Consider the following 21591-nt stretch of genomic DNA (forward strand, 5'->3'; position numbering starts at 1 on the left):
AGTGATGAACCTGACCAAGCGATTTCCAGGAGTGATCGCAAACGAAGACGTGAGCTTGGATCTTCATAAGGGTGAGGTTCATTGTCTTTTTGGCGAAAACGGCGCCGGGAAATCGACGCTTTGTTCTTGCCTGTTTGGGTTTTACCAGCCCGAGCGGGGGGACATTGAGATCAATGGTGAGCGCGTAAAATTCAGGTCCCCGCGCGATGCCATCGAAGCGGGCATCGGCATGGTTCATCAGCATTTCGTTCTGGTTGGTGAGTTTACGGTTCTCGAAAACATTGTGGTCGGCACGCATCAAAGAGGTTGGGCCTTACGCTTGGGCGCGGCGCGCAAGCGTGTTGAAGACCTGTGCGACGAATACGATATTCAGATGGATCTCGACGCCCGCGTTGGTGATCTGACGGTCGGTCAGCAGCAATGGGTTGAAATCCTCAAGGCGCTCTTTCTCAACGCAAAGGTTTTGATCCTGGACGAACCCACGGCGGTTCTGACACCGGAAGAATCTCTGCGCCTGTTTCGAATAATCGCGCACATGAAGGCAAAAGGTCTGTCGATCCTATTGATCAGCCACAAGATTGCCGAAGTTATGCAGGCTGACCGCGTGACGGTTCTGCGAAAAGGCAAGGTGGTGGGTACCGTGCGCCCGTCCGAGATCACGGCCCAGGATCTGACACGTATGATGGTGGGGCGCGACGTCGAATTGCGTCTGGTGCGTGATGATCGCATTTTGGATTCAGATCAGGACATCGAAACTGTCCTCACCGTTGATCGTGTCAGCTATCGGGACAAGCGCGGCCGGTTGGCACTCGACACTGTCAGCTTTGGCATCGGCCGGGGCGAGATTCTCGGGCTCGCCGGTGTGTCGGGCAATGGACAGAAAGAGCTCTTTGAGATTCTCTCGGGTGTGCTTGTGCCCGAGACTGGGCAAGTTACACTTGACGGCGAACGCGTAGAGGGGCTGCCGTCCCGCCACTACATGGATCGCGGCGTGGGGCTCGTGCCAGACGACCGTTTCCGAGAGGGACTGATCCCGGATTTCGACATCCGCGAAAACATGATCCTGGGATGGCAACGCCACGATGACTACACGCGCGGCGTGTTTCTCGATCGACGGCAGATCAGCGCAAAGGCGGACGGTCTGATCGACGCGTTTCAGGTCATTGCTCCGTCGGGCGAGACTCCCGTAAATCACCTGTCTGGCGGCAATGCGCAAAAGGTGATCCTGGCCCGCGAGTTCGCGCATTCCAACAAACTGTTGCTGGCCAACCAGCCAACGCGCGGCCTTGATCTGGGCGTTATCGAATATGTTTACCGGCAAATCCTCGCGAAACGGGCGGAAGGCTATGCAGTTCTCCTGGCCTCCGAAGAATTGGAAGACCTGTTGAATCTTTCGGACCGGATTGCCGTGATCTCAGGCGGTCGGATCATGGGCATCGTCGATCCCGGCGCCACTTCAATTGCCGAAATCGGGCTTTTGATGGCCGGTGAACGCCTGCCGGCAATCGCATCATGACCATGGTCACGCCGCAGCCCGCCGCACGTCCACGCTGGACGATCGAGACACGGATCAACCCAAGCCTGCCGTGGACCATTGGCGTGTATCTGCTGGCTCTCCTGGCGGGTTTTGGACTGACCGCGCTTTTGCTGGCGACAAGCGGCGCTGATGTTGTCCGAGCCTTCTCGACCTTATTCAATGGTGCCTTTGGAAGTCAGAACGCACTCATGGCAACCTTGGCCAAAGCAACACCCCTGATCCTAACGGGCCTCGCCACTGTAGTCGCGTTTCGCGCGCAGGTCTGGAGCATTGGACAGGAAGGCCAGGTCTATGCCGGGGCTATGGGCTCCTATTTCGGCTTCCTGACGTTCGCGGGGCTGCCGGTTGGACTTTATCTTAGCCTGATTGTCCTGTCAGGGATGATCGGCGGTGCCTTACTGGGTGGGCTCGCCGCGATCTTAAAGGACCGGTTCGAGGTGAATGAGATCATCTCGACCGTCATGATGAACTATCTGATCGTGTTTCTTTTGTCCTATCTGATTGGCGGCGGGCCCTGGACGGAGGTATCGTCAACGGTCGTCTACCAACAGACGGGCCCAATCCCAGATGCGGCCCATCTGCCGCATATCCTAGGCAGCAACAAGTTGCACCTAGGGTTCGTCTTTGCGTTGGTGTGCGCGGTCCTTTGCTATGTCCTTCTGGAAAAGACACCACTGGGTTACGAAATCCGCGCCATGGGCTTCAACCCCATCGCGCTTGCGTATCGCGGCACAAATATCGGACGCACCACGGTTCTGATCATGCTGATCAGTGGTGCCATTGCGGGGCTCGCGGGCGTATCCGAATTGTTCGGGACAACGCATCGGCTGCGCGCTGATACGCTGTATAACATTGGGTATACGGGGATTATTATTGGTATGATCGGGGGTTTGCGCCCCCTAGGTACAGTGGTCGCCGGAATTGCCTTTGGGGGCTTGGCAGCTGGCGCGCTTCCCATGAAGCTTTTGGCCCAGGTGCCGGCGGCTCTTGTTCCGGCCATGCAAGGCATACTACTGCTCACCTTTCTCTGCGCCGGTGTTGCGGCCCGCTACAAGGTCGTAAAGGTTCGCGCCGATGGGTAGCCTTTTCGAAGAAGCCATACTTATCAGCATTCTGGCGGGCACCGTTCGGATTATGACCCCGATCCTGTTTGCCGCGATCGGAGAGCTTGTTACGCAGCGTGCCGGTATCTGGAACATGGGTGTGGAAGGAACGATGCTGATGGGGGCCTTCACGGCCTATGTGGTTGCTACATCAACGGGTTCGATCTGGCTTGCGGTTTTGGCAGCCATGGTCGCGGGCGGCACGGTCGGGCTTTTAACGGCTTTTATGACTGCGACTATGCGGGTGGATCACTTCATCACCGGACTCGGGATCAACCTCTTGTTCGCTGGGCTGACGCTTTATTGGTTCCGCATGTATATTCAGGGGCGCGCACAGCCAACCTTTAGCGGGTTTGAGACCGTGCCGATCCCAGTTCTGTCTTCGATCCCCTATCTGGGAGAAATCCTTTTCACCCAGCGGGCACTCACATATGTGGCGTTTCTGTCCGTCCCGGTGGTCTGGTTCCTGCTTTACCGCACGCGTTGGGGGTTAGAGATCCGGTGCTTGGGCGAAAACCCCAAGGCGCTGGACATCAAGGGGCTGAGCGTCGTGCGCCGCCAATACGCTGCCGTCCTCTTTGGCAGTGTGATGACGGGTCTTGGCGGCGGGTTTCTGATGCTGGGCTTTTCCGACCGGTTTTTGGCCGATATCACCGCCGGTCGAGGATGGCTGGCCATCGTGGCCATTATTGCAGGCCGTTGGATGCCCGGTGGGGTGCTTGCCGCCGTCGCGGTTTTCGCCCTTTTGGAAAGTCTCGCAACCCATGTTCAGGTCCTCGGGCTCGATGTCCCACACCAGATCTTTTTGGCTCTGCCGTATTTGGCGTCCATCTTGCTTCTCGTAGTCCTGCGTAGCAGATCAGGTGAGCCCGGCAGGCTCGGTATCCCCTATTTTAGATAGACCGGAAGGAGAGAGTTCATTGCTCGGAAATACATGCACAGACGCAGTCATTTTGAACCAATGGCACCCTCTGAGTTCGCTCGAAGAACTCGACGTCGGCATCGTTCAGAATACACGCCTTCTTGATCGTCCGGTTTCCTTTGCCGTTGATCACAACGGCAGCCCCGCGGCATGGGTCAGTGCGCCCGGCCAGGGTGCGGGCGCCCCCGTTGACGTGGCCTCAGTCGCAGAACCCCTGCCGGTAAAAACAGAATACGGGTTCTTGTGGACCTGTCTTGGCACGCCACCGTCGGATTTGTTTTTGATTGATGAGTTTTATGAACCTGACCGTAAGAACGTGCCAACTGGCGTCTTTGGCGTCCATGTTTCGGCTGGACGTACGATCGAAAACTTTCTCGACATGGGTCATTTCCCCTTTGTCCATACCGGCATTCTAGGTGAGGAGCCCCACACTGAGGTCAAGGAATACCAGGTCGACGTCGATGAGACCCGAGACGAGGTCATTGCCACTCAATGCCAGTTTTACCAGCCACAAGCTGCGCTCTCATCTGAAGGTGGGGCGATGGTCGACTACATTTACCGCGTACCGCATGTGAATTGCGCACTTCTTTACAAGTCCAGCCCAATCGACGAAGAGCGGATGGACGTTGTTTACATGTTCCTTCAGCCGATGGGCGAAGAATACGTCCGCGCGCACACAGGCATGTGCGTGCTCGACGATGGAAACCCCGCCGAGAGTCATCGGTACTTCCAGCAGACCATTTTCGGGCAGGACAAGCCCATCCTGGAAAACCAGTATCCCAAGAGGCTGCCCCTGGACCCACGCGCGGAAACGCCGATCCGCGCGGATAAGACAGCCATAGCATTTCGCCGCTGGCTGAGCCGTAAAGGACTTACCTACGGCGTTATTCCCGTTTCCTCCTGAACCCGCGAGCGATTATGTCAGAGCATCTTGAACACTGGTATCCTGTCGCTTCCAGCAGCGACCTTCCCTTGCGGCACGTTTATCATGGCCAGCTTTGGGGGCGCGAAATGGCCATCTGGCGTGCCGATGACGGAAACGTCAATGTCTGGGAAAACCGATGCTTGCATCGAGGTGTACGCTTGACCATCGGCCTGAACGAAGGTCGCGAATTGCGGTGCGTCTATCATGGATGGCGTTATGCCAACCGCACAGCCGGTTGTACCTACATCCCGGCCCACCCGGCCGATGCACCGGCGCGCACGATTTGCAACAACACCTATCAGACCGTTGAGGCGTGCGGCATGATCTGGTCTGCCATTGATCCGATTTCGGCCTTTCAACTGCCGGACGGTTTGCAGGGCCAGGAATCTCTGGTTCTCCGCCCCATACCGGTCAATGCAGCGCCCGCGCTTGTTGAGCGCCACGCCAAAAATCATCGCCCCGAGGGCCGGATGCGCCTAAATGCCGAGGACAGCTCTGAGACGATGCTGCACTATGTAAACGCCGACACCGGTATGCTCCTCTTTATCCAGCCCGTGGATGCGAACCGATCTGTTCTACGCGGCGTCCTGATTGCCCCCGTAGGCGACGAGATGGCGCTTTTGCGCAAGCACAACACCGAGCTTGCAGCCTTGCGCGATGCGATAGAGGCAGAGGCCGCTTTGCATCCTGTAGAGCCACCGATTGAGGTGACCTATTCCAAAGTCGACGCCGAACTGGCCGAGATGCCAAGCCGCTCAAAATATGGACCCAAGGCCACCTTGCGCGTCCGAGTAGCCGAGAAGTGGGAGACATCTGACGGGGTCATGGCGTTAAGGTTGGAAAGCACTTCGGGCCCGCTCCCGACCGTGCAGCCAGGTGCCCACATCGACGTTCACATGCCCAACGGGATGACACGGCAATACTCTCTAACCAACGGGCCCGGAGAGCAGGATCACTATACCATCGGTGTCAAACTTGAATTTGACGGTCAGGGCGGGTCCGCCTGCATGCACCACGCGGTTCAGGCCGGCGACGTGCTTGCGGTGTCAGCACCCCACGCGAATTTCCCACTGCGCCGCGATGCAACGAAGACCATACTCATTGCGGGCGGGATTGGGATCACGCCACTGTTGGCGATGGCCCAGGCTCTTAACGCGCAAGAGTTGCCTTTTGAGCTGCACTACTTCGCGCAATCTGGCGCGCATTTGTCGTTTCAGTCCATCTTGGAACAACTGGGCGACGGGCTTATCCCGCACCTCGGGTTGAACCCGGCGGACACCGAGGCGGCGATCAAGGGCATCCTGCGCGACTATCACTTCGCAAACCACCTCTACCTTTGCGGGCCGGTTCCCATGTTGGAATCGGCGCGCCGGATCGCCGGCGATTGCGGCTGGCCGGAAGAGGCGGTGCATTTCGAGTATTTCAAGAACGAGACTGTGGTAGATACGTCAAGCAGTTTTGAAATCGCGCTCGCCAAATCCGCTCTGACCCTGCAGGTGCCCCCGGGGCGTACAATCCTTGACGTTCTTCGGCAAAACGGGATCGCGATCCCAAGCTCTTGCGAACAGGGAGCCTGCGGCACTTGCCTTGCGACGGTTATCGAAGGCGAGCCAGACCATCAGGATGTCTATCTCTCCGACGGTGAAAAGGCCTCGAACAAAAAAATTCTCACTTGTGTTTCACGCTCGAAATCCCGGCGTCTGGTTCTGGATGTTTAGGAGGGCTTGCCAATGAAACTCTATGACTACGAGCTGTCGGGCAATTGCTACAAAATCCGGCTGTTCCTAAACGTTCTAGAAAAGCCCTATCAGACGCAAACCGTGGATTTTTATCCCGGCGGCGAGCATAAATCGCCCGAGCTGATGGCTCTGAACCCACTGGGCCAGCTGCCCATTCTTGAAGACGGCGGCAAAGTGTTTCGCGACGCGCAGGCCATTCTGACCTATCTGGCCGTGAGATACGATCAAAGCGGCGCTTGGTACCCCGTGCATGATCCCGAGCAGATTGGCGAGGTTGCGCAATGGCTGGCCTTTGCCGACAGCCTGACCACCACCGCGTCGGCAGCACGGTTGCACGATGCGATGTTTTATGACCTTGACGTAGAGGCCGCCCGCGCAGGTGCCCATCGGCTGTTCCGCGTTCTGGATGAACACCTCTGGTTTGCGGAGCGTGTGGGCCAGAATTGGATCTGTTCAGGTGCCACCCCCACGATCGCAGATATCGCGTGTTTCCCTTACGTTGCGCTTTCCGAAGAAGGTGGCATCTCTCGGCAGCCTTACCCGGCGATACGGCGCTGGTGTGACCGGGTGAAACGGATCGATGGGTTCGTGGGGATGTCGGGTGTCTTTGGCACCAGCCCCGATTTCGAAAGCAACCTTCAAGCAGAAAGTCGTTAGGAAAACCAAATGGCGGACCACTTCACAGGATCTCCTTTCCATACGGCGACAGCCGAACACGTGACATCCTGCCTTTGGTATTCGTGGGATTCCTTCGTCGTGCCCGACATCTATTCATCGATGCGCGCAGAGCTGTCGGCAATTCGTACGAGCGCCGGATTGATTGATATGTCACCCCTTCCCAAAACAGAGTTTCGCGGACCGGATGCCGGCGCTTTGCTGGATAAACTGATGACGCGACCGGTGCAGTCGTTGACCGAGAGACGGTGTCTCTATTCGCCATGGTGTGACACTGATGGGAACATGGTCGGTGACGGTCTAATCTTCCGTGTCTCCGAGGACAGCTATCTTGTGGCAGGTGAAAACAGCCTGCAATGGTATGAAAGCCAAAAGGGAGGGTTAAACGTCGAAATCCTCGATCGAACAAAGGACTACGGCATTCTATCACTTCAAGGGCCAAAATCTCAGCAGATTCTTTCCAAAGCCGTTGATGGTGACTGGAAAGATATCGGGTTTTCTGAATTGGCCTTTCACAGCATTGCAGGACAAGAGGTCATAATTGCACGACAAGGTTTCACCGGCGAGCGCGGTTATGAAGTTTGGACATCTGGTGGCGATGCAGACGTGTGGCAGGCGATCTACGCCGTTGGGCTGGAATACGGTGCACTGCCTGCCGGGGAATTTGCGGTCGATACCGCGCGTGTGGAAGCTGGCCTTATACTGGTCTCGGCCGATTATACTGGAAGCGGCCCCGACCACAGAACTGCAAATGTCGCCGTGGACGGATCTCTGCACATTACTCCCATCGATGCTGGTTTGGCGCGGCTTGTAGATTTCGACGGCGACCGAGACTTCGTCGGCAAACAGGCTCTTGTTGAAAAACGGGTGACAGACGAAAACCTTCAATCCTTCGTCGGATTAAAACTGCGCTCCGAGGATGTTTTGATGCTCGCTCAGGGCAATGGAGGACCTGGTGATGTACTAAGCCGCGTCTATTGGGGCTCTACGGGCGTATTCTACAATGGCGATAGAATTGGTCGCGCCTCGAGCCACTGCTGGAGCCCCACGGTCGGTCACGCGATCGCATTTGGCTGTCTTCGCGCGAATGAGTTTGAAATCGGTGACACCGTGCAAGTCGAAATGCCAACGATCGAAGGAGAAATCATTGGCCTTATCGAGGCGGAGATTGTCGACATTCCATTCTTTACCCTAAGGCGTTCTGCACAGTAGGCGGCCCAGTCGGGGACAAGGAGGTTTCTGCCGTGTAGACGAAGGCTCCCATCTGTTGCGGAGGTCTGTTTCCCGCCCATTTGCGTCGAACGCTGCGCGAACAATTGAAGTCGCTTTTGGGCTCGAAGCGGTCGTTCGCTGCGATCTGTCTGAGGGACCGCTATGCGGACTTTGCTGTCATTCGATCTGTGGCTTTCGCTGACGCAGCATCGTCTCGCAGGAGCAGCACTGAATTAGTTTTGTCACAGCAAGCCTCGCCACAGCGGCCGTTCAAACCGCGTACAACGACCATGATCGAGAACGTACCTTCGCCACGTAGCCGGTTATGCGAACGACGTGGGACTTTGCCGCCATCGTCCCTGCGGGTATTGGCTGGCGCAGTACTTGCTCGCGTATGCAACACCTTAGTTTGGGCTTCCCGAAGCGTCGGGAGCGCATCGATCAGCAGCTTGTGCCACAAACTCGGTACGGCACCGATTTCCAACGACATGTCACAGGCGACCGGCAGAGAGACATTGAGCCGTGCTTGAGACCAGGTTCGCACCAACGCCCGGGTGTGTGAAGAAACTGGCTTCCTGCGGGCGTTAACTTTGCTCCGCCCTTCCCGCATTCGAAGACAGGCTGACCTAGCTGATATTCCAGAGGACGAACGCGAATGCTGACCGTTGCTTGTGTGATGTGCACAATTTCAGCGGCACCAAAGAAGCTGCCGGTCTCAACCTCCATGGGGGTTGTTCGTGCAAATTCAATGTCCATACTTACCTATCTGTAATTCCGATATCATCGTCAATATAAATTTGTTTTTCAAACAATTCGATTGACCCCATATTGTCTGTGTAGCGGTCAGGAGCAGTCACATGTTCGGAACACGATCTATGATATTGTGAGAAGTGTCGCACCCGATCTCTCGTGACGCCGACGCCTGAGTGAGGAGTTTCACGGTCCCGCTCTTGGGCCGCTACATCAACAATGAAGATCTCAACCTGGGATCCTTTGGATGCCCCATTCATGGAGAAAAACATGAGCCGCGTATCAATAGGTGCACTACTCGCGATGCTGATGGTGATATCGGCTTTTGCAATGCCCGCAGAAATCGATACCGATGGTGATGGAATGGCGTCTTTTGCCGAAATCCAGGCGTTTTATCCTGAAGTGACAGAAGAACTATTCGGAGAGATCGACCTTGATGACGACGGATACGTCAATGATGAAGAATTCCTGGAAGCGGTCGGAGAGGAACTCATCCCTGATCCGGTAACTGACGCGTAGCCAGGAGGTCGCAGAGTGTTTGACACATGTCTAACAGCACACGGATCAAAAGACTGTTCTTAGCTGCAGCAGGCTTCTCGCTGCTCCTGTCCCCCTTCGTCATGCTCAGCCAGGCCAGCCCGTCCGCTGGAACCTCGGCCCTGGTAGTTCTTGTTTCGATGTCCATAGGTTTTCAGGCGTTGGTGACAGCAGTATTGAATTCGCAACATTATTGCTGGGTTCGTGGCGCTTTGGGAATTGCATTGGGAATTGCAATACTGGGAGGTACGTCGGCGCTCGGCGACGCCGAACAGTACACGGTCGCACTAAGTGCCAGAATCGCAGGGGTTACTATCATCTCAATCGCAGTTGCCGAGTGTTTTGGTAACAGTCAAAACGGCCGCTCCCAGGCAGGTGAAGGGCGGGAAATTTCCCTGTATTCATTGCGCTACTGGCACCGGCTGGGTGAGCCACGGAAGGCTCCAGAGACGATCTTAGCCTTCAGGTCAAGCTGTCAGAGGTCAGGTAAGCCGACAAAATCGATCCACCCTGTGACGATCAGCGGTTGACGTACTGGTAACTGGTGCTTTGCCGTCAAGAGACCTCGTAAGAAAACCACGCCGACAGGTTCACCGAGATCGTTAACTATGTATCGGGAACTTTATTTCACCCCGTCAACTTAGGAGCCAGATGTCCGAAAAAGACTGCGTCCAAGGAGTATGTATTGACAAAACGAATATCAACGCGCAGATAAATTCGCTTTTCAGAATTCCGTGGCGCGCGTAGCTTTGAGCAATGATGCAATCGTTGGTCTGAGGAATCAGAGATGGCCAAGCAGAAACCCGTAGATAAGTATTTCCGCGACCAGGATCGCAGCCCAACGAGCATCTTGTCTCGCTTGAAGTCAAAAAAACAGATGCGCAAGTTTGCCAAGAAACACGCCAAAACCTGGCGTGAAGATTTTTACGGTTCACCCGCCCAGAACTAGCTTTCCGGCTACTACTTGAGTCCAACAGGGGGCATGAAGCCTGCATGCCGCTAAAAAGCGCATGCAGGCATCTTTTGCTGCATTATCCGAAAATTTGGCTTCAGCGATAGAAACACTCACATACCAAACGTCCTTGAAACACCAATAGGAGACATTGCAATGACAACACTCACCATGAAAGACAGACGTCTTTGGATCGCGGGTGTCGCGGCGACCGTTGTTCTTGTTGTTGCCGCCGCGTACTTCGGCGGCTACTTCGTCGACGGCGCGACTGACGCTGTGATACCGACCAGTCCTGAGGTTTCATCACCGGAGGGATGATCTACTAGCATTGTGATCGGATGCGCTGATGCAGTACATGTCAGCGCATTCACTTTTCAACGACCGGCAAGGATCGTGCGAATTCCCTAAGATAGGTGGCCGCCTGGCCTGGAAAGCTGTCGCTTTGTTCTTTGTTAAATACTGCATGTGCTGCGTAGGCAAACCGAGGCGCATTATCTACCAACCACAATGATCCGTCCTTGATGCCTGTTTCAACAATTCGGCGCGGAAAGTAGCCCGACGCAGGAGTGGACATCAGGTATTGTAGTCCAAGTGTTCCGATCTCCAGATGTAATCCCGGCGTAATAAGATCAGGGAAGTTCAGCAGGTGATCCGCCCGAAATTCGGGACCCCAATCAATAAAGATATAACGTCCACCGAGCGGATCTTCGAAATTTTCCATGTCACTGCTGACGAGGACAAACTCGTCTTCAAAGAGTTGCAGTGCAACAAGCCCAATCGTATTTCTGGGACGGTACATGACTGCGAGGTCTAGAATACCATCTTCGACTTGCTGGTTCAGATCGACTGCGTTGGCCCAGGACGCTTTGACGGCCACGTTTGGCAGCGTGTTCTCCAAGCCTGGCATAGCTGTGGTCAAAAACCCATCCCACAGGCTGGGGAATGCACCGATTTCAAGTGAGGCATAGAGTTCGGCAGGCAATGCGGCATCCAGCTTTGCCTGCATCCACGTTCGAACAAGCGTGACTGCATGCCGCTGAAAATGCACTCCGGCTGGCGTCAAAGTTGCCCCTGTCTTGCTCCGTTCAAAGACTGGGTGTCCAAGCTGTTGTTCAAGGGTTCTGATGCGCATGCTTACCGTCGATTGGGTAACGTGCACCTTATCTGAGGCTTCGAGAAAGCTACCGGTTTCGACGACAGCAAGAAAGGTTCGGGCGAGTTCGATATCCATACGGCACCTATTTGCATCTACGATAATATCGTCATGTTAAATTCGTTATTCAAGTATGAACGAATGTGAGAATTTGATCCTGCGAGCGACTCTCGCTCGCTGTGATCAGGAGCATTTCACATGAAATCGACATCCAAACCCAAGCCCAAACCCGCGTCGAAACCGGAGTCCAAGGACAAACCAACGGTCGGCGCTGCCAAAGCCGGACACAACTCGGATCGCTAAGCGCCTCCGAGATCGCCCCAAAAACAACAAGGGCTGCTTGAGGGCAGCCCAATCGAGAAAGGAGAATACAATGAATTGCTTTTTCTACGCTATTTTCCTCGCTTCTATTCTTGCCACAACGGCTGGCGCAATGACCGCCGATGTTGACACGGATGGCGACGGCTTCGCGTCGATGGCGGAACTTCAGGTGGTCTACCCTGACCTGACAGAAGAGGTGTTTCAGGAAATCGACACTGATGGTGACGGTCTCGTCAATGACGAAGAGATGCTCGTTGCCATCGATGCCGAATTGATCGCTGACCGCGACGACGACACATAAAGCCGACCGGTGAACGCTTGCCATGTAAACATTTGATCTGTTCCGATGGCTCGATACCACATTTGGGCTCTGGTTGATCCTGTCCCCCTTTTTGATGTTCAACCAGCCCTCCCTGTTTCGAGGTGTGGTAACCAATGAAGCGGTGACCTTGATGGCATTCGGCCTGCTTGCCCATTTTATCGCGGGTGCCAGCTACAAGAAGCACCGAGCAATTCAGATGGCCATAGGTGGCGTTCTCGGAGTCGGACTGATCATATCGCCCTGGTTGTTCTGGTTTTCCAGTAACGCCTCGGCGGCATGGCACACCGGACTGATCGGTCTTGGTGTTTTGGTGACAACTCTGTTTGCACTGGTGAATTGCACTGGTGAAGTCTCAAACCGAGTTGAGTTCTTAGTAAGTTTTTTACCGAGGGGTGGGAAACCGCCCCTCACTCCTTTGGACCATTCCGGAACGCATGGAAGTAGCTAGATGGATATTAAGTTTGCACGAGCATTTGTCGCGATTGTCGAAACCGGCAGTTTCCGAAAGGCCGCGGCAAGACTGAGCCTGGAGGAAGCGACGGTGCGCGATTAAATCGCAGCTATGGAGCGTCTGTTGGGCAAGCAGGTTTTCAAGGAAAACGGATCTGCCCCAAATCTGACGTCAGCTGGTCGGCATTTCCTGCCGCATGCTAGGGCGTTGATACGCACCTGGACAAAGGCAAAACTGGAAGTTGCGTTGCCAGAAGACATCGAAGTTGCGCTGGAGATTGGAACGACCTCCTATCTGTGGGAGCATCTGCTCTTGCCTTCCTTCTTCAGGATCAGAAAAGAGCTACCAAAGATTGCGATCAAGACAATCATCGGCACTCCGGAAACGCTTGCCCAACAGTTCAAATTTGGAAGCCTGGATGCTGTCATTACGCATGATGCATCGCTCTTTGATGTGGGTGAACGTGCACATCTGTTTCGTGATGAATATGTCTTGGTGGGTCATGACAAGAAGCAGTCATCGCCAGACAATTCCTATGTGTTCCTCGACTGGGGTCCGCAGTTCAGGGCCGAGCATCTTCTGTACTTTCCACATCTTGTGACACCGAACCTGCAGTTGGATGCTAGCCCGGCCGTTGTCGATTATGTGGAGGACGTTGGAGCCAGTGGCTATTTCCCGCATCGTTTGATCTGCGAAGACCTGTCAGATTTGGTGTTCGATGTTGTCACGGACGCACCACGCATTCCCTATTCCGCCTACGCAATTTTTGATCGCGAGATGAGCCAGAATGTGATGGCCGTTCTGAAAGCGATCCTAACCGAGACGTCCAACCCTGCAGTGACAGCAATCCAACGCAAGATGACACTCGTTCATTAGGGTGCTGACGATGGTCAGCCACTGTTCTGGCACAAGCCATCGTCAAAGAGGGCATGAACCCCATGGGTATCAAACGCGGGATCGACAAGGTCGTCGCGGCTGTTGTGACCGAAGTGAAATCGATGTCTCCCCCGTTGGTGACACAACCGAGATCGCAAAAGTCGGCACAATCTCTGCCAATGGTGAGGCTGCAATTGGTCAGCAGATTTCTGATGCGATGCGGGAATGCCGTCCTGCAGGCGTGAGTGTCGCGCCAGATTTTACACGCTCGAACACAAGCTGACCAAGCTACTGCTCAAGCGTTCGAATACGCATGCTTACCGTAGACTGGGTGACGTGCACCTTGTTCGCAGCGTCGAGAAAAGTACCCGTTTCAACAATGGCCAGGAAGTGTGGGCAAGTTCAATGTCCATGGATCACTTATTTAAGTATCCGATATTATCCGCGAGAAAAATTCGTTATTCAACACGATTGGTGCGTGCCATATTTGTCATGTAGCGCGAAAGTGTCCCCACCAGGTCGGAACGCATTTCAACCGTTCTCATATTGTAGTGGAGGTCCCGATCTGCGGAGCCGTTGCAATCTGGGTGCCAGAGAAACCCAACCGACGCCCACGCGCTACACCAACCCCAAACTGGGCACGCCATGAAAGGCAGCCCATATTCTCATGGAGAAGAAAAATGAGTCGGGTTTCTATTGTTGCTCTGCTCTCTTCGGTGTTTGCCCTTCCGGCATTCGCAATGCCTGCCGATCTTGATATGGACGGTGATAGCTTGGCGTCGCTGGCAGAGCTTCAGACCAAGTATCCTGAAGTCTCGGATGATCTCTTCCTGGAGATCGACGCGAATGCCGATGGTTTCATCAATGACGACGAGTGGATTGCCGCTGTCGATGCAGAGCTTCTCCCTGGTCCCGCAGAGGATCAGTAGGCAAAGGTCGTCACGGTCATGAGAAAGCCAATCCCACCCCACAAATGGCTGCTTGCAGCGATGGGTATCTGGCTGGTTCTGTCCCCATTTCTCCTGTTTCGTCAGGAAACCCTGTTACAGGGTATGGCTGAATCTGAAGCTCTCGTCTTCATGGCCGCTGGCTTTGGTGCCTTGGTCATGGCTGGCGCTGGCGACCGGAGCCACCTTCTCGCACGGGTGGCTCCGGTATCGGCACTGGGGTTTGCGCTAATCGCCGCTCCTGCGGCGCTGAACTTCACCGGCCACATTGTGGCAACGGCAAATGCATGGCTATCGGGATCGGCGCTGATCGCGCTCGCTGTTTGGGAGGTAAAGGCGAGTCGCAGATTGGGTGCAATCTCGTAGACTGGCGCGGGGCGGGACGTCCGCCCCGCGTTTTTTATCAATTCGTCACGACCTCCTAAACTATCTCGACTTCTTCGAACATCCGATCGCCTTCAAGCTGTTTGGCAATCACGTCAGCCCGCATTCCAACATCCGCGCTGGTCGGTGCCGCAATGTGAAACAGCGCGTCGCCCTCATGTACGACACCGTCAGCAAGACCCTTTACCCAAGAGACGAAGATGAGCGGCACAGACACCATTCCTGGGGATATTGAAGCGCAACTGCAGCAGGCCTTGTCAGACGGCGATGGGGCTGCACTTGCAAACTTGCTTGATCCGCTGCCCCTAAGTGACGCTCTGCGCGAATTACTCAATCTGCCGGTGGAGCTGCGGAGCGCCGCCCTGTCATTGCTGCCACCGGAACTTGCCGCCGAACTCGTTGAAGAAGCACCAAACGCGCTGGCGGTCGATCTGGTCGAACACATGGTGACGGAGCAGGCAGCAGAAGTCATCGAAGAACTGGATTCGGATGTTCAGGCCGACGTCATCGGTGAGCTCGAAGACGCGGACGCCGAGGCGATCCTCGCCCGCATGGACCCAAAAGACGCTGCGGATGTACGGCGTCTGGTCGAATATGACGATGATCTGGCCGGCGGCCTCATGGTTGCGGAAGCCTTCACCTTTTCCGAAACCGACACAGTGGGAAAGGTACTCAGGCGGTTTGCCGACGAGGAATTCGATCTCGAACGCTACCGGGGCCAGCACCCTTATGTTCTGGATGCAAATGGCGCACCGACTGGCGTCGTCTCGCTGCGCGGCCTTCTGTCCACCAGACGTAGCGCCCAGCTCACCGATATCATGGTGCCTCCAATCACGGTCCCGGCGACCCTGCCACTGGAGGATCTGGAGGACCTCTTCGATGAACATCCGTTCCTGGGGCTGCCTGTTGTCGAAGCGGACGGGCATCTGGTCGGCGTCATCTCCCGCTCTGCAGTAAATGAAGCCTTACTGGAACGCGCGGAATCGGCCAACCTGAAACGTCAGGGTGTTTTCGGTGATGAACTTCGCTCGATGCCGCTGCCACTTCGGGCGCGGCGGCGGCTTCAATGGCTTTCGGCCAATATCGTCCTCAACGTCATCGCAGCCAGCGTAATCGCCGCCTATGAAGAAACGCTTGCCGCCGTGATCGCGCTCGCCGTGTTCCTGCCGATGGTATCGGACATGAGTGGCTGTTCGGGCAATCAGGCCGTCGCCGTCAGCATGCGCGAGCTTTCGCTTGGCCTCGTGCGGCCCATCGACGCCATGCGGGTGTGGATAAAGGAGGTGTCGGTCGGCGTGATCAACGGGTTCGTTCTGGGACTTCTGATCGGCGTCGTGGCATGGCTCTGGAAAGGCAACCCGTTTCTGGGACTGGTCATCGGCGGCGCGCTTGGGCTCAACACAATCATAGCTGTGTCAATCGGCGGTGTCCTGCCTTTGCTATTGAAGCGCATCGGTCAGGACCCAGCGGTCGCCAGCGGTCCCTTGCTAACGACCATTACGGATATGGCGGGATTTTTCCTCGTCCTGAGTCTGGCCACCGCAATGATGCCACTCCTGGTTTGAATGCGACGTGACACTTTGGTCGTGCGTATATTTGCTATTCTGAAATCCAGGATGAATGGCGGTTGAACGGGCACGTAGCCTTGGGGCCTCGACGCCACGAAACTTTCTGCCCAAAAAAGAAAAAAGACGTCGCTTTCGAACACTTTGGTCGAAAACGGCGCAGCGACACATGCGCGTTGCCGCAATATCCAACGACAGTCTGGAAATGGTGTTCAGAATGATGGAAGTACATTCGATTCCCGGCGCTTTCACGGCGCGGGAATGCGAGCAAATTGTTGCCTCATCAAAGCGGGTCCCTGCAAATGATGCATTGCTGGTCGGCCAGAACAGAGATCACAACTTGCGCAAGTGCGATGTGACTTGGTTGGACGACGTCACCGGCACCGGGTGGGTAATGGCGCGTCTGATTAGTCTGGTGCGTCGCTCCAACACTGATAGGTTTGACTTTGATCTGCGGGAATTCTCCGAGAGCCCGCAGGTCGCCTGCTACAAAGCCTCAGATGGTGGCCATTTCTCTTGGCACTCCGATATCGGAGATAGCCCGACCGCTCGAAAACGAAAATTGACGCTAATTGTTCAGCTCAGCAAACCCGGATTGTATGACGGGGGTGATCTGGAAATCATGCCAGATGCCTATGCAGTGACAGCCAGTCGATATCAGGGAAGCGCGACGGTTTTTCCGAGCTTCTTGCTACACCAGGTGACGCCGGTTGAGCAGGGCGAGCGATACTCGTTGACGGTATGGGCGCATGGCCCGGCCTTCCGGTGAGCAATACATACAGCGGACCGTTTTCTGCTCTTTTCATACGTGCAACGCGGCGCGGTTTGAATCTATCTCGGCCGGCAATCGGTCAATTATTTCGCGTCGGCCTGGGCGCGTCTTCGCCAATGCTTATAGCATTCCTAAGCTATTGAATACTAATGTTTATATTGCAGCCTCACAAAGCCAAAAAAATTTTCAATCATGTCTCTTGAAACTATGCTTTCACATCCCAAAATCTCGTCTGTTAGCACTCCATAGTCGAAAGTGCTAACTTGTTGAATTGCCAATTGAGGAGCTACAAAGATGGCATTCAAACCTCTACATGACCGTGTGCTGGTCCGTCGCGTTGAGAGCAACGCCAAAACCGCAGGCGGCCTGATCATTCCTGACAGCGCTAAAGAAAAGCCCAGCGAAGGCGAAGTCGTTGCAACCGGCGAAGGCGCACGCAAAGACAACGGCGAACTGATCGCAATGGTCGTTAAGGCCGGTGACCGTATCCTGTTCGGAAAATGGTCCGGCACCGAAGTGAACATCAACGGTGAAGAGCTGCTGATCATGAAAGAAGGCGACATCATGGGTATCGTCGAGAACTCTGCAGCGGCGAAAGCTGCCTGACCCGACACAACATCTGGATACAACAAAGAGTTATCTAAGGAGCAAGCCAAATGGCTGCAAAGGACGTCAAGTTTACTACCGATGCCCGCAACCGCATGCTGCGCGGGGTCAATATATTGGCCGACGCGGTCAAGGTGACCCTCGGCCCGAAAGGCCGCAACGTGGTTCTGAGCAAATCCTTCGGTGCGCCACGCATCACCAAGGATGGTGTGACAGTGGCCAAGGAAATCGAACTGGAAGACAAGTTCGAAAACATGGGCGCGCAGATGGTGAAAGAAGTCGCCAGCCGCACCAATGACGAAGCCGGCGACGGCACCACCACTGCAACCGTTTTGGCTCAAGCCATCGTTCGCGAAGGTCTGAAGCAGGTTGCTGCTGGCCTGAACCCGATGGACCTGAAGCGCGGCATCGATCTGGCAACTGCCAAGGTTGTCGAAGGCATCAAAGACGCTTCGCGTGAAGTTAAAGACAGCGCTGAAGTTGCTCAGGTTGGCACCATCTCGGCCAACGGCGAAACCGAAATCGGCCAGCAGATCGCAGACGCGATGCAAAAGGTTGGCAACGAAGGCGTCATCACCGTCGAAGAAAACAAAGGTCTGGAAACCGAGACCGACGTTGTCGAAGGTATGCAGTTCGACCGTGGCTACCTGTCGCCTTACTTCGTCACCAACGCAGACAAGATGATCGCGGAACTCGACGATTGCATGATCCTGCTGCACGAAAAGAAGCTGTCCTCGCTGCAGCCGATGGTTCCGCTGCTGGAGCAGGTGATCCAGTCGCAAAAGCCGCTGCTGATCATTGCTGAAGACGTTGAAGGCGAAGCGCTGGCGACTCTGGTTGTCAACAAACTGCGCGGCGGCCTGAAAATTGCTGCTGTCAAAGCACCGGGCTTCGGCGATCGCCGCAAAGCCATGCTGCAGGACATCGCAATTCTGACCGGTGGTCAGGTCATCAGCGAAGATCTGGGCATGAAGCTCGAGTCCGTCACCATGGACATGCTGGGCACCGCCAAGAAGATCGAAATCACCAAAGACGAAACCACCATCGTCGACGGTGCGGGCGAGAAAGCCGAGATCGAAGCACGTGTTGCTCAGATCCGCACTCAGATCGAAGAAACCTCGTCGGACTACGACCGTGAGAAGCTGCAAGAGCGCGTTGCCAAACTGGCTGGCGGTGTTGCCGTTATCCGCGTCGGCGGCATGACCGAAGTTGAAGTAAAAGAGCGTAAGGACCGTGTGGACGATGCTCTGAACGCAACTCGCGCTGCCGTTCAGGAAGGCGTTGTTGTTGGCGGTGGCGTTTCGCTGGTTCAGGCCGGTAAAGCTCTGGAGACTCTGAAAGGCGCAAACGCTGATCAGGACGCAGGTATCAACATCGTTCGTAAAGCAATCGAAGCGCCTCTGCGTCAGATCGCCGAGAACGCAGGTGTCGACGGTGCGGTTGTTGCTGGCAAAGTTCGCGAATCCTCGGACGCGTCCTTTGGCTTCAACGCGCAGACCGAAGAATATGGCGACATGTTCTCGTTCGGCGTCATCGACCCGGCCAAAGTTGTCCGGACCGCTCTGGAAGACGCGGCCTCGGTCGCTGGCCTGCTGATCACGACCGAAGCGATGGTTGCTGACAAGCCCGCCAAAGAGGGTGCTGCCCCCGCAGGCGGCATGCCCGACATGGGCGGCATGGGCGGCATGATGTAAGCTAAGTCTCAACAAGGGGGCTTCGGCCCCCTTCGTTCTTTTTGTTGGCAACGGGCTTCATCGACCAAAGTAGGCTTCCCGCACCCGCAGCGAAATTCGAGAACCTCTATAAACAACAAACGTCCTGTACACGGCCCGCTGCCTCCTGAACGAATGGCAGGTGTTTGTGCGCGTTACATTGCTAAGGTTCCATGCTGGTGCAGCAATTTTGGTGACGTTTGCGCTCGCAGTACGAAAGTGAAATGACCGGGGAGGGCTCCGAGCGGTCATCCGACGTTTCCGGTCAGGTTCACAAGCAAGTCCGACGTGTCTAACGGCGGCTCGGCGACGAAGCCGTCGTTGTCCGCCTTTGTTACCTGGCGCGGGCGACGATCAAAGATGCAGGAAGCGGCGCGTGCCACTTGTCGCCGTGACCGAAGCGTTCGCGAACTTTTTCGGCCACCGCTGCCTTGATTGCCGAGTTGTTCTCTGTTGGTTGCTGCGACAGCAAGTAGCCACCGCGAGGAGCCCCGTTCTGGAAAATCTCAGCTAGGGATTCCGGACTATCCAATACCCAGAAGCAGTCGATCTGTTGTTGAGTTTCCACATCGAACCCCGCATCCGACAAAATAGATCTTGCCGCTTCCTGATTTGCAAATTGATGGAAGTTCGGGCTGTCAGGCATCTTAACAGAAGGGTCACCGTGTTCTTGGACGCAGCTGTAAAATACCTGAAAGACCGGGGAGACATTCGGACCACACCATGACGTCATAATGAATTGCCCATGAGGCTTCAGAACCCTGCGAATTTCCGAAAGTGCTTTTGGCTGATCGGGAACGTGCATTAAACCAAAGCTGCAGACGACACTTTCAAAGCTCCCATCGTCGAAAGGCAGGTCTTGTGCGTCAGCTTCAATGAATTCTCCGGCTGGAAATCTATCGCGTGCGTGCGAAAGCATCTTTGCAGAGAAATCTGCCCCAGTTACTGAGCGCCCGGCCTTGGCAATTGCTTCGGTGACATTGCCTTGTCCGCAACAGAGATCGAGAACTCTTTCATTGCTGCCAATACTTGCCAAGATCGAAGGAATGGCCATGTCACTCGCTGCGGAGAACATAGTCACGTAGCCTGATGAAATTGTATCGTCAGACCAACCTTTCGTTTCCAATTCCGCAAAGCCCGCATAGGTAGCCATTCTAACCCCTCCAAATTTACTTCGTGCTTATGCCACCAGCATGAACAATCGTATATTAATGCGCAATTCTCGGAACAAAATTGTCTGCCTTGGGCTCTGTTTGGTCATTCGACAAGTTCGGGTAAACAGCCGCCAAGCGGAAAAAATGGGCGCTAAAAGATCGCTAAGCAGATAAAGATAGGTCTCGAATTATGTTGTTATGGCACCAGACCTAGCTGCCGAGCTATAGAAGCTGCGTCGTAGTAATCTCGACCTTCAACTACCTTGCCATCTTTGACCCGCATAACGCTGCAATATCGAGTCTCTTGCCAGCTACCTGTCGGCTTGAAAGATCCAAGCGAGGATTCAAGAGGGCCGGTATGCGTTCCGCGATTGATAAACTCGACCACCGCTCTGTCGCCATCGACCACCACGTTGGTGACCTTAACCTCTCCGTCGGGGAACGCGCGTCGCCAGCGTTCATAGTCCATTCGATAGCCCTCAGGCCCGATCTGGCTCTCGCCACGTGCGACATCCTCAAATTGGCAGTCGCTCGCAATAACAGCGACGCCGCGTTCGGGATTACGCATGTCCCAAGATTCGTGGAATTGCCGAACGATCTTTTCTGTCGGATGCATTGCTAAGTTCCTCTGCGCGTATGAACGAGAAGATTATCGAATGGATTCGGCCTGTCCACTAGTAGGTCCAAAAGGGCTCGGTGCCGACCTTCGAGCAAGCACAGCATCGGAGTTCGCTTGGCGTCAATATACGTCGAAGACGGCCCTTACCGGTCATTGAGCTTTGCCAACTGATGCTGCGAAGCGGCCCGTCGAACCCGCCGTTCGCTGCGTGCGCGAAACTTGCAGGCAGTTGCGCCCACGGTGTCGAACAAAGAAATTAAGTGTGTCGTAGTCGTCCGTCGCTCGTTCTGACTTAGAATTTTGCACAGGTCGAGACCTTCTGCGACTGCGCAGTGTAGACTACAACTTGGAACAGGT

Annotated in this window: 27 protein-coding genes and 1 pseudogene; 22 read left to right on the forward strand and 6 right to left on the reverse strand. The window is 55.2% G+C overall.

The genetic code is table 11. The features are described 5' to 3' along the window. Positions 1-49 precede the first annotated feature (49 nt). The 7 genes from ACR0EZ_RS23380 to ACR0EZ_RS23410 are packed head-to-tail and all read left to right on the forward strand — an operon-like array spanning position 50 to position 8113. The gene (locus ACR0EZ_RS23380; protein ID WP_480617186.1) at positions 50-1516 is read left to right on the forward strand and encodes an ABC transporter ATP-binding protein; all 1467 of its coding nucleotides are present in this window, start codon (positions 50-52) and stop codon (positions 1514-1516) included. Then, on the forward strand, positions 1513-2619 hold the full coding sequence (locus ACR0EZ_RS23385; RefSeq protein ID WP_480617187.1) for an ABC transporter permease: 1107 nt from the start codon (positions 1513-1515) through the stop codon (positions 2617-2619). The genes ACR0EZ_RS23380 and ACR0EZ_RS23385 overlap by 4 nt, the downstream gene beginning before the upstream one ends. Beyond that, positions 2612-3541: an ABC transporter permease gene (locus ACR0EZ_RS23390; RefSeq protein WP_480617188.1), complete on the forward strand. Its 930-nt coding sequence runs from the start codon at positions 2612-2614 to the stop codon at positions 3539-3541. Before ACR0EZ_RS23385 ends, ACR0EZ_RS23390 begins: the two co-directional genes overlap by 8 nt. A gap of 19 nt (positions 3542-3560) precedes the next feature. After that, entirely contained in the window at positions 3561-4466 is a 906-nt protein-coding gene (locus ACR0EZ_RS23395) for an aromatic ring-hydroxylating dioxygenase subunit alpha (protein WP_480617189.1), read from the forward strand. Between the two features lie 14 nt (positions 4467-4480). Continuing rightward, complete coding sequence (locus tag ACR0EZ_RS23400; RefSeq protein WP_480617190.1) at positions 4481-6205, forward strand: Rieske 2Fe-2S domain-containing protein; 1725 nt, start codon at positions 4481-4483, stop codon at positions 6203-6205. Between the two features lie 12 nt (positions 6206-6217). Beyond that, a complete protein-coding gene (locus ACR0EZ_RS23405) occupies positions 6218-6883 on the forward strand; it encodes a glutathione S-transferase family protein (RefSeq protein WP_480617191.1) in 666 nt (221 codons plus the stop codon). A 9-nt stretch (positions 6884-6892) separates the two neighbouring features. Next, a complete protein-coding gene (locus tag ACR0EZ_RS23410) occupies positions 6893-8113 on the forward strand; it encodes an aminomethyl transferase family protein (protein ID WP_480617192.1) in 1221 nt (406 codons plus the stop codon). 441 nt (positions 8114-8554) lie between these two features. Here the strand turns inward: ACR0EZ_RS23410 and ACR0EZ_RS23415 are convergent, their stop codons facing one another. After that, positions 8555-8869 carry a helix-turn-helix domain-containing protein gene (locus ACR0EZ_RS23415; protein WP_480617193.1) on the reverse strand — a complete coding sequence of 105 codons (315 nt, stop codon included), beginning with the start codon at positions 8867-8869 and terminating at the stop codon, positions 8555-8557. Between the two features lie 213 nt (positions 8870-9082). Between ACR0EZ_RS23415 and ACR0EZ_RS23420 the strand changes: the two genes are divergently transcribed. From ACR0EZ_RS23420 to ACR0EZ_RS23435, 4 genes are all read left to right on the forward strand, one after another. Continuing rightward, positions 9083-9382 carry an EF-hand domain-containing protein gene (locus ACR0EZ_RS23420; protein WP_480617194.1) on the forward strand — a complete coding sequence of 100 codons (300 nt, stop codon included), beginning with the start codon at positions 9083-9085 and terminating at the stop codon, positions 9380-9382. Positions 9383-9408: 26 nt separating this feature from the next. Beyond that, positions 9409-9930: a hypothetical protein gene (locus ACR0EZ_RS23425; protein WP_480617195.1), complete on the forward strand. Its 522-nt coding sequence runs from the start codon at positions 9409-9411 to the stop codon at positions 9928-9930. Positions 9931-10187: 257 nt separating this feature from the next. Beyond that, on the forward strand, positions 10188-10349 hold the full coding sequence (locus ACR0EZ_RS23430) for a hypothetical protein (protein ID WP_165590736.1): 162 nt from the start codon (positions 10188-10190) through the stop codon (positions 10347-10349). A gap of 159 nt (positions 10350-10508) precedes the next feature. Next, positions 10509-10670 carry a hypothetical protein gene (locus ACR0EZ_RS23435; RefSeq protein ID WP_480612964.1) on the forward strand — a complete coding sequence of 54 codons (162 nt, stop codon included), beginning with the start codon at positions 10509-10511 and terminating at the stop codon, positions 10668-10670. A gap of 49 nt (positions 10671-10719) precedes the next feature. Here the strand turns inward: ACR0EZ_RS23435 and ACR0EZ_RS23440 are convergent, their stop codons facing one another. Then, the gene (locus tag ACR0EZ_RS23440) at positions 10720-11583 is read right to left on the reverse strand and encodes a LysR family transcriptional regulator (RefSeq protein ID WP_480617196.1); all 864 of its coding nucleotides are present in this window, start codon (positions 11581-11583) and stop codon (positions 10720-10722) included. Positions 11584-11938: 355 nt separating this feature from the next. Here ACR0EZ_RS23440 and ACR0EZ_RS23445 point away from each other — a divergent pair, with 355 nt between their 5' ends. The 5 genes and pseudogenes from ACR0EZ_RS23445 to groEL form a co-directional block, all read left to right on the forward strand. Further along, positions 11939-12127, forward strand: a complete 189-nt coding sequence (locus tag ACR0EZ_RS23445) for an EF-hand domain-containing protein (protein ID WP_480617197.1) — start codon at positions 11939-11941, stop codon at positions 12125-12127. 37 nt (positions 12128-12164) lie between these two features. After that, positions 12165-12596 (forward strand): SPW repeat protein, encoded by a 432-nt coding sequence (locus ACR0EZ_RS23450; protein WP_480617209.1) that lies wholly within the window; start codon positions 12165-12167, stop codon positions 12594-12596. Beyond that, entirely contained in the window at positions 12597-12701 is a 105-nt protein-coding gene (locus tag ACR0EZ_RS23455) for a LysR family transcriptional regulator (protein ID WP_480617198.1), read from the forward strand. Between the two features lie 9 nt (positions 12702-12710). Continuing rightward, positions 12711-13475, forward strand: coding sequence for a hypothetical protein (locus tag ACR0EZ_RS23460; protein WP_480617199.1), 765 nt, complete (start codon positions 12711-12713; stop codon positions 13473-13475). Between the two features lie 14 nt (positions 13476-13489). Then, positions 13490-13719: pseudogene (gene groEL / locus ACR0EZ_RS23465) on the forward strand (chaperonin GroEL); the annotation flags it as partial. Positions 13720-13763: 44 nt separating this feature from the next. Here the strand turns inward: groEL and ACR0EZ_RS23470 are convergent. Beyond that, on the reverse strand, positions 13764-13862 hold the full coding sequence (locus ACR0EZ_RS23470) for a LysR family transcriptional regulator (RefSeq protein WP_480613901.1): 99 nt from the start codon (positions 13860-13862) through the stop codon (positions 13764-13766). Positions 13863-14155: 293 nt separating this feature from the next. On the opposite strand from ACR0EZ_RS23470, the gene ACR0EZ_RS23475 reads away from it, so the two are divergent. Beyond that, complete coding sequence (locus ACR0EZ_RS23475) at positions 14156-14404, forward strand: EF-hand domain-containing protein (protein WP_480617200.1); 249 nt, start codon at positions 14156-14158, stop codon at positions 14402-14404. A 60-nt stretch (positions 14405-14464) separates the two neighbouring features. Continuing rightward, positions 14465-14788: a hypothetical protein gene (locus ACR0EZ_RS23480; RefSeq protein WP_480617201.1), complete on the forward strand. Its 324-nt coding sequence runs from the start codon at positions 14465-14467 to the stop codon at positions 14786-14788. A gap of 55 nt (positions 14789-14843) precedes the next feature. On the opposite strand, the gene ACR0EZ_RS23485 is transcribed toward ACR0EZ_RS23480, so the two are convergent. Then, a complete protein-coding gene (locus ACR0EZ_RS23485) occupies positions 14844-15017 on the reverse strand; it encodes a hypothetical protein (RefSeq protein WP_480617202.1) in 174 nt (57 codons plus the stop codon). Between ACR0EZ_RS23485 and mgtE the strand changes: the two genes are divergently transcribed. The 4 genes from mgtE (at position 15007) to groL (ending at position 19443) form a co-directional block, all read left to right on the forward strand. After that, positions 15007-16371, forward strand: a complete 1365-nt coding sequence (gene mgtE / locus ACR0EZ_RS23490) for a magnesium transporter (RefSeq protein WP_480617203.1) — start codon at positions 15007-15009, stop codon at positions 16369-16371. The genes ACR0EZ_RS23485 and mgtE overlap by 11 nt on opposite strands. Positions 16372-16426: 55 nt before the next feature. Further along, positions 16427-17140 (forward strand): 2OG-Fe(II) oxygenase, encoded by a 714-nt coding sequence (locus tag ACR0EZ_RS23495; protein ID WP_480617204.1) that lies wholly within the window; start codon positions 16427-16429, stop codon positions 17138-17140. A gap of 297 nt (positions 17141-17437) precedes the next feature. Continuing rightward, on the forward strand, positions 17438-17749 hold the full coding sequence (locus ACR0EZ_RS23500) for a co-chaperone GroES (protein ID WP_480617205.1): 312 nt from the start codon (positions 17438-17440) through the stop codon (positions 17747-17749). A gap of 50 nt (positions 17750-17799) precedes the next feature. Then, positions 17800-19443 carry a chaperonin GroEL gene (gene groL, locus ACR0EZ_RS23505; protein ID WP_480617206.1) on the forward strand — a complete coding sequence of 548 codons (1644 nt, stop codon included), beginning with the start codon at positions 17800-17802 and terminating at the stop codon, positions 19441-19443. Between the two features lie 352 nt (positions 19444-19795). Here the strand turns inward: groL and ACR0EZ_RS23510 are convergent, their stop codons facing one another. Beyond that, complete coding sequence (locus ACR0EZ_RS23510) at positions 19796-20614, reverse strand: class I SAM-dependent methyltransferase (protein ID WP_480617207.1); 819 nt, start codon at positions 20612-20614, stop codon at positions 19796-19798. Positions 20615-20811: 197 nt separating this feature from the next. Beyond that, entirely contained in the window at positions 20812-21231 is a 420-nt protein-coding gene (locus ACR0EZ_RS23515; protein ID WP_480617208.1) for an ester cyclase, read from the reverse strand. Between the last annotated feature and the right edge of the window lie 360 nt (positions 21232-21591).

The organism is Ruegeria sp. AK4 (assembly GCF_056541025.1).

Excerpts from the sequence above, each read along its gene's own strand:
- ACR0EZ_RS23445 (WP_480617197.1), top strand. The coding sequence starts at position 11,939 with ATGACCGCCGATGTTGACACGGATGGCGACGGCTTCGCGTCGATGGCG.
- ACR0EZ_RS23405 (WP_480617191.1), top strand. The coding sequence starts at position 6,218 with ATGAAACTCTATGACTACGAGCTGTCGGGCAATTGCTACAAAATCCGG.
- ACR0EZ_RS23475 (WP_480617200.1), top strand. The coding sequence starts at position 14,156 with ATGAGTCGGGTTTCTATTGTTGCTCTGCTCTCTTCGGTGTTTGCCCTT.
- ACR0EZ_RS23400 (WP_480617190.1), top strand. The coding sequence starts at position 4,481 with ATGTCAGAGCATCTTGAACACTGGTATCCTGTCGCTTCCAGCAGCGAC.
- ACR0EZ_RS23385 (WP_480617187.1), top strand. The coding sequence starts at position 1,513 with ATGACCATGGTCACGCCGCAGCCCGCCGCACGTCCACGCTGGACGATC.
- ACR0EZ_RS23480 (WP_480617201.1), top strand. The coding sequence starts at position 14,465 with ATGGGTATCTGGCTGGTTCTGTCCCCATTTCTCCTGTTTCGTCAGGAA.
- ACR0EZ_RS23420 (WP_480617194.1), top strand. The coding sequence starts at position 9,083 with ATGAAGATCTCAACCTGGGATCCTTTGGATGCCCCATTCATGGAGAAA.
- ACR0EZ_RS23430 (WP_165590736.1), top strand. The coding sequence starts at position 10,188 with ATGGCCAAGCAGAAACCCGTAGATAAGTATTTCCGCGACCAGGATCGC.
- ACR0EZ_RS23515 (WP_480617208.1), bottom strand. The coding sequence starts at position 21,231 with ATGCATCCGACAGAAAAGATCGTTCGGCAATTCCACGAATCTTGGGAC.
- ACR0EZ_RS23390 (WP_480617188.1), top strand. The coding sequence starts at position 2,612 with ATGGGTAGCCTTTTCGAAGAAGCCATACTTATCAGCATTCTGGCGGGC.
- ACR0EZ_RS23455 (WP_480617198.1), top strand. The coding sequence starts at position 12,597 with ATGGATATTAAGTTTGCACGAGCATTTGTCGCGATTGTCGAAACCGGC.
- ACR0EZ_RS23500 (WP_480617205.1), top strand. The coding sequence starts at position 17,438 with ATGGCATTCAAACCTCTACATGACCGTGTGCTGGTCCGTCGCGTTGAG.
- groL (WP_480617206.1), top strand. The coding sequence starts at position 17,800 with ATGGCTGCAAAGGACGTCAAGTTTACTACCGATGCCCGCAACCGCATG.
- mgtE (WP_480617203.1), top strand. The coding sequence starts at position 15,007 with ATGAGCGGCACAGACACCATTCCTGGGGATATTGAAGCGCAACTGCAG.
- ACR0EZ_RS23435 (WP_480612964.1), top strand. The coding sequence starts at position 10,509 with ATGACAACACTCACCATGAAAGACAGACGTCTTTGGATCGCGGGTGTC.
- ACR0EZ_RS23510 (WP_480617207.1), bottom strand. The coding sequence starts at position 20,614 with ATGGCTACCTATGCGGGCTTTGCGGAATTGGAAACGAAAGGTTGGTCT.
- ACR0EZ_RS23495 (WP_480617204.1), top strand. The coding sequence starts at position 16,427 with ATGGCGGTTGAACGGGCACGTAGCCTTGGGGCCTCGACGCCACGAAAC.
- ACR0EZ_RS23440 (WP_480617196.1), bottom strand. The coding sequence starts at position 11,583 with ATGGATATCGAACTCGCCCGAACCTTTCTTGCTGTCGTCGAAACCGGT.
- ACR0EZ_RS23410 (WP_480617192.1), top strand. The coding sequence starts at position 6,893 with ATGGCGGACCACTTCACAGGATCTCCTTTCCATACGGCGACAGCCGAA.
- ACR0EZ_RS23425 (WP_480617195.1), top strand. The coding sequence starts at position 9,409 with ATGTCTAACAGCACACGGATCAAAAGACTGTTCTTAGCTGCAGCAGGC.
- ACR0EZ_RS23460 (WP_480617199.1), top strand. The coding sequence starts at position 12,711 with ATGGAGCGTCTGTTGGGCAAGCAGGTTTTCAAGGAAAACGGATCTGCC.
- ACR0EZ_RS23415 (WP_480617193.1), bottom strand. The coding sequence starts at position 8,869 with ATGGACATTGAATTTGCACGAACAACCCCCATGGAGGTTGAGACCGGC.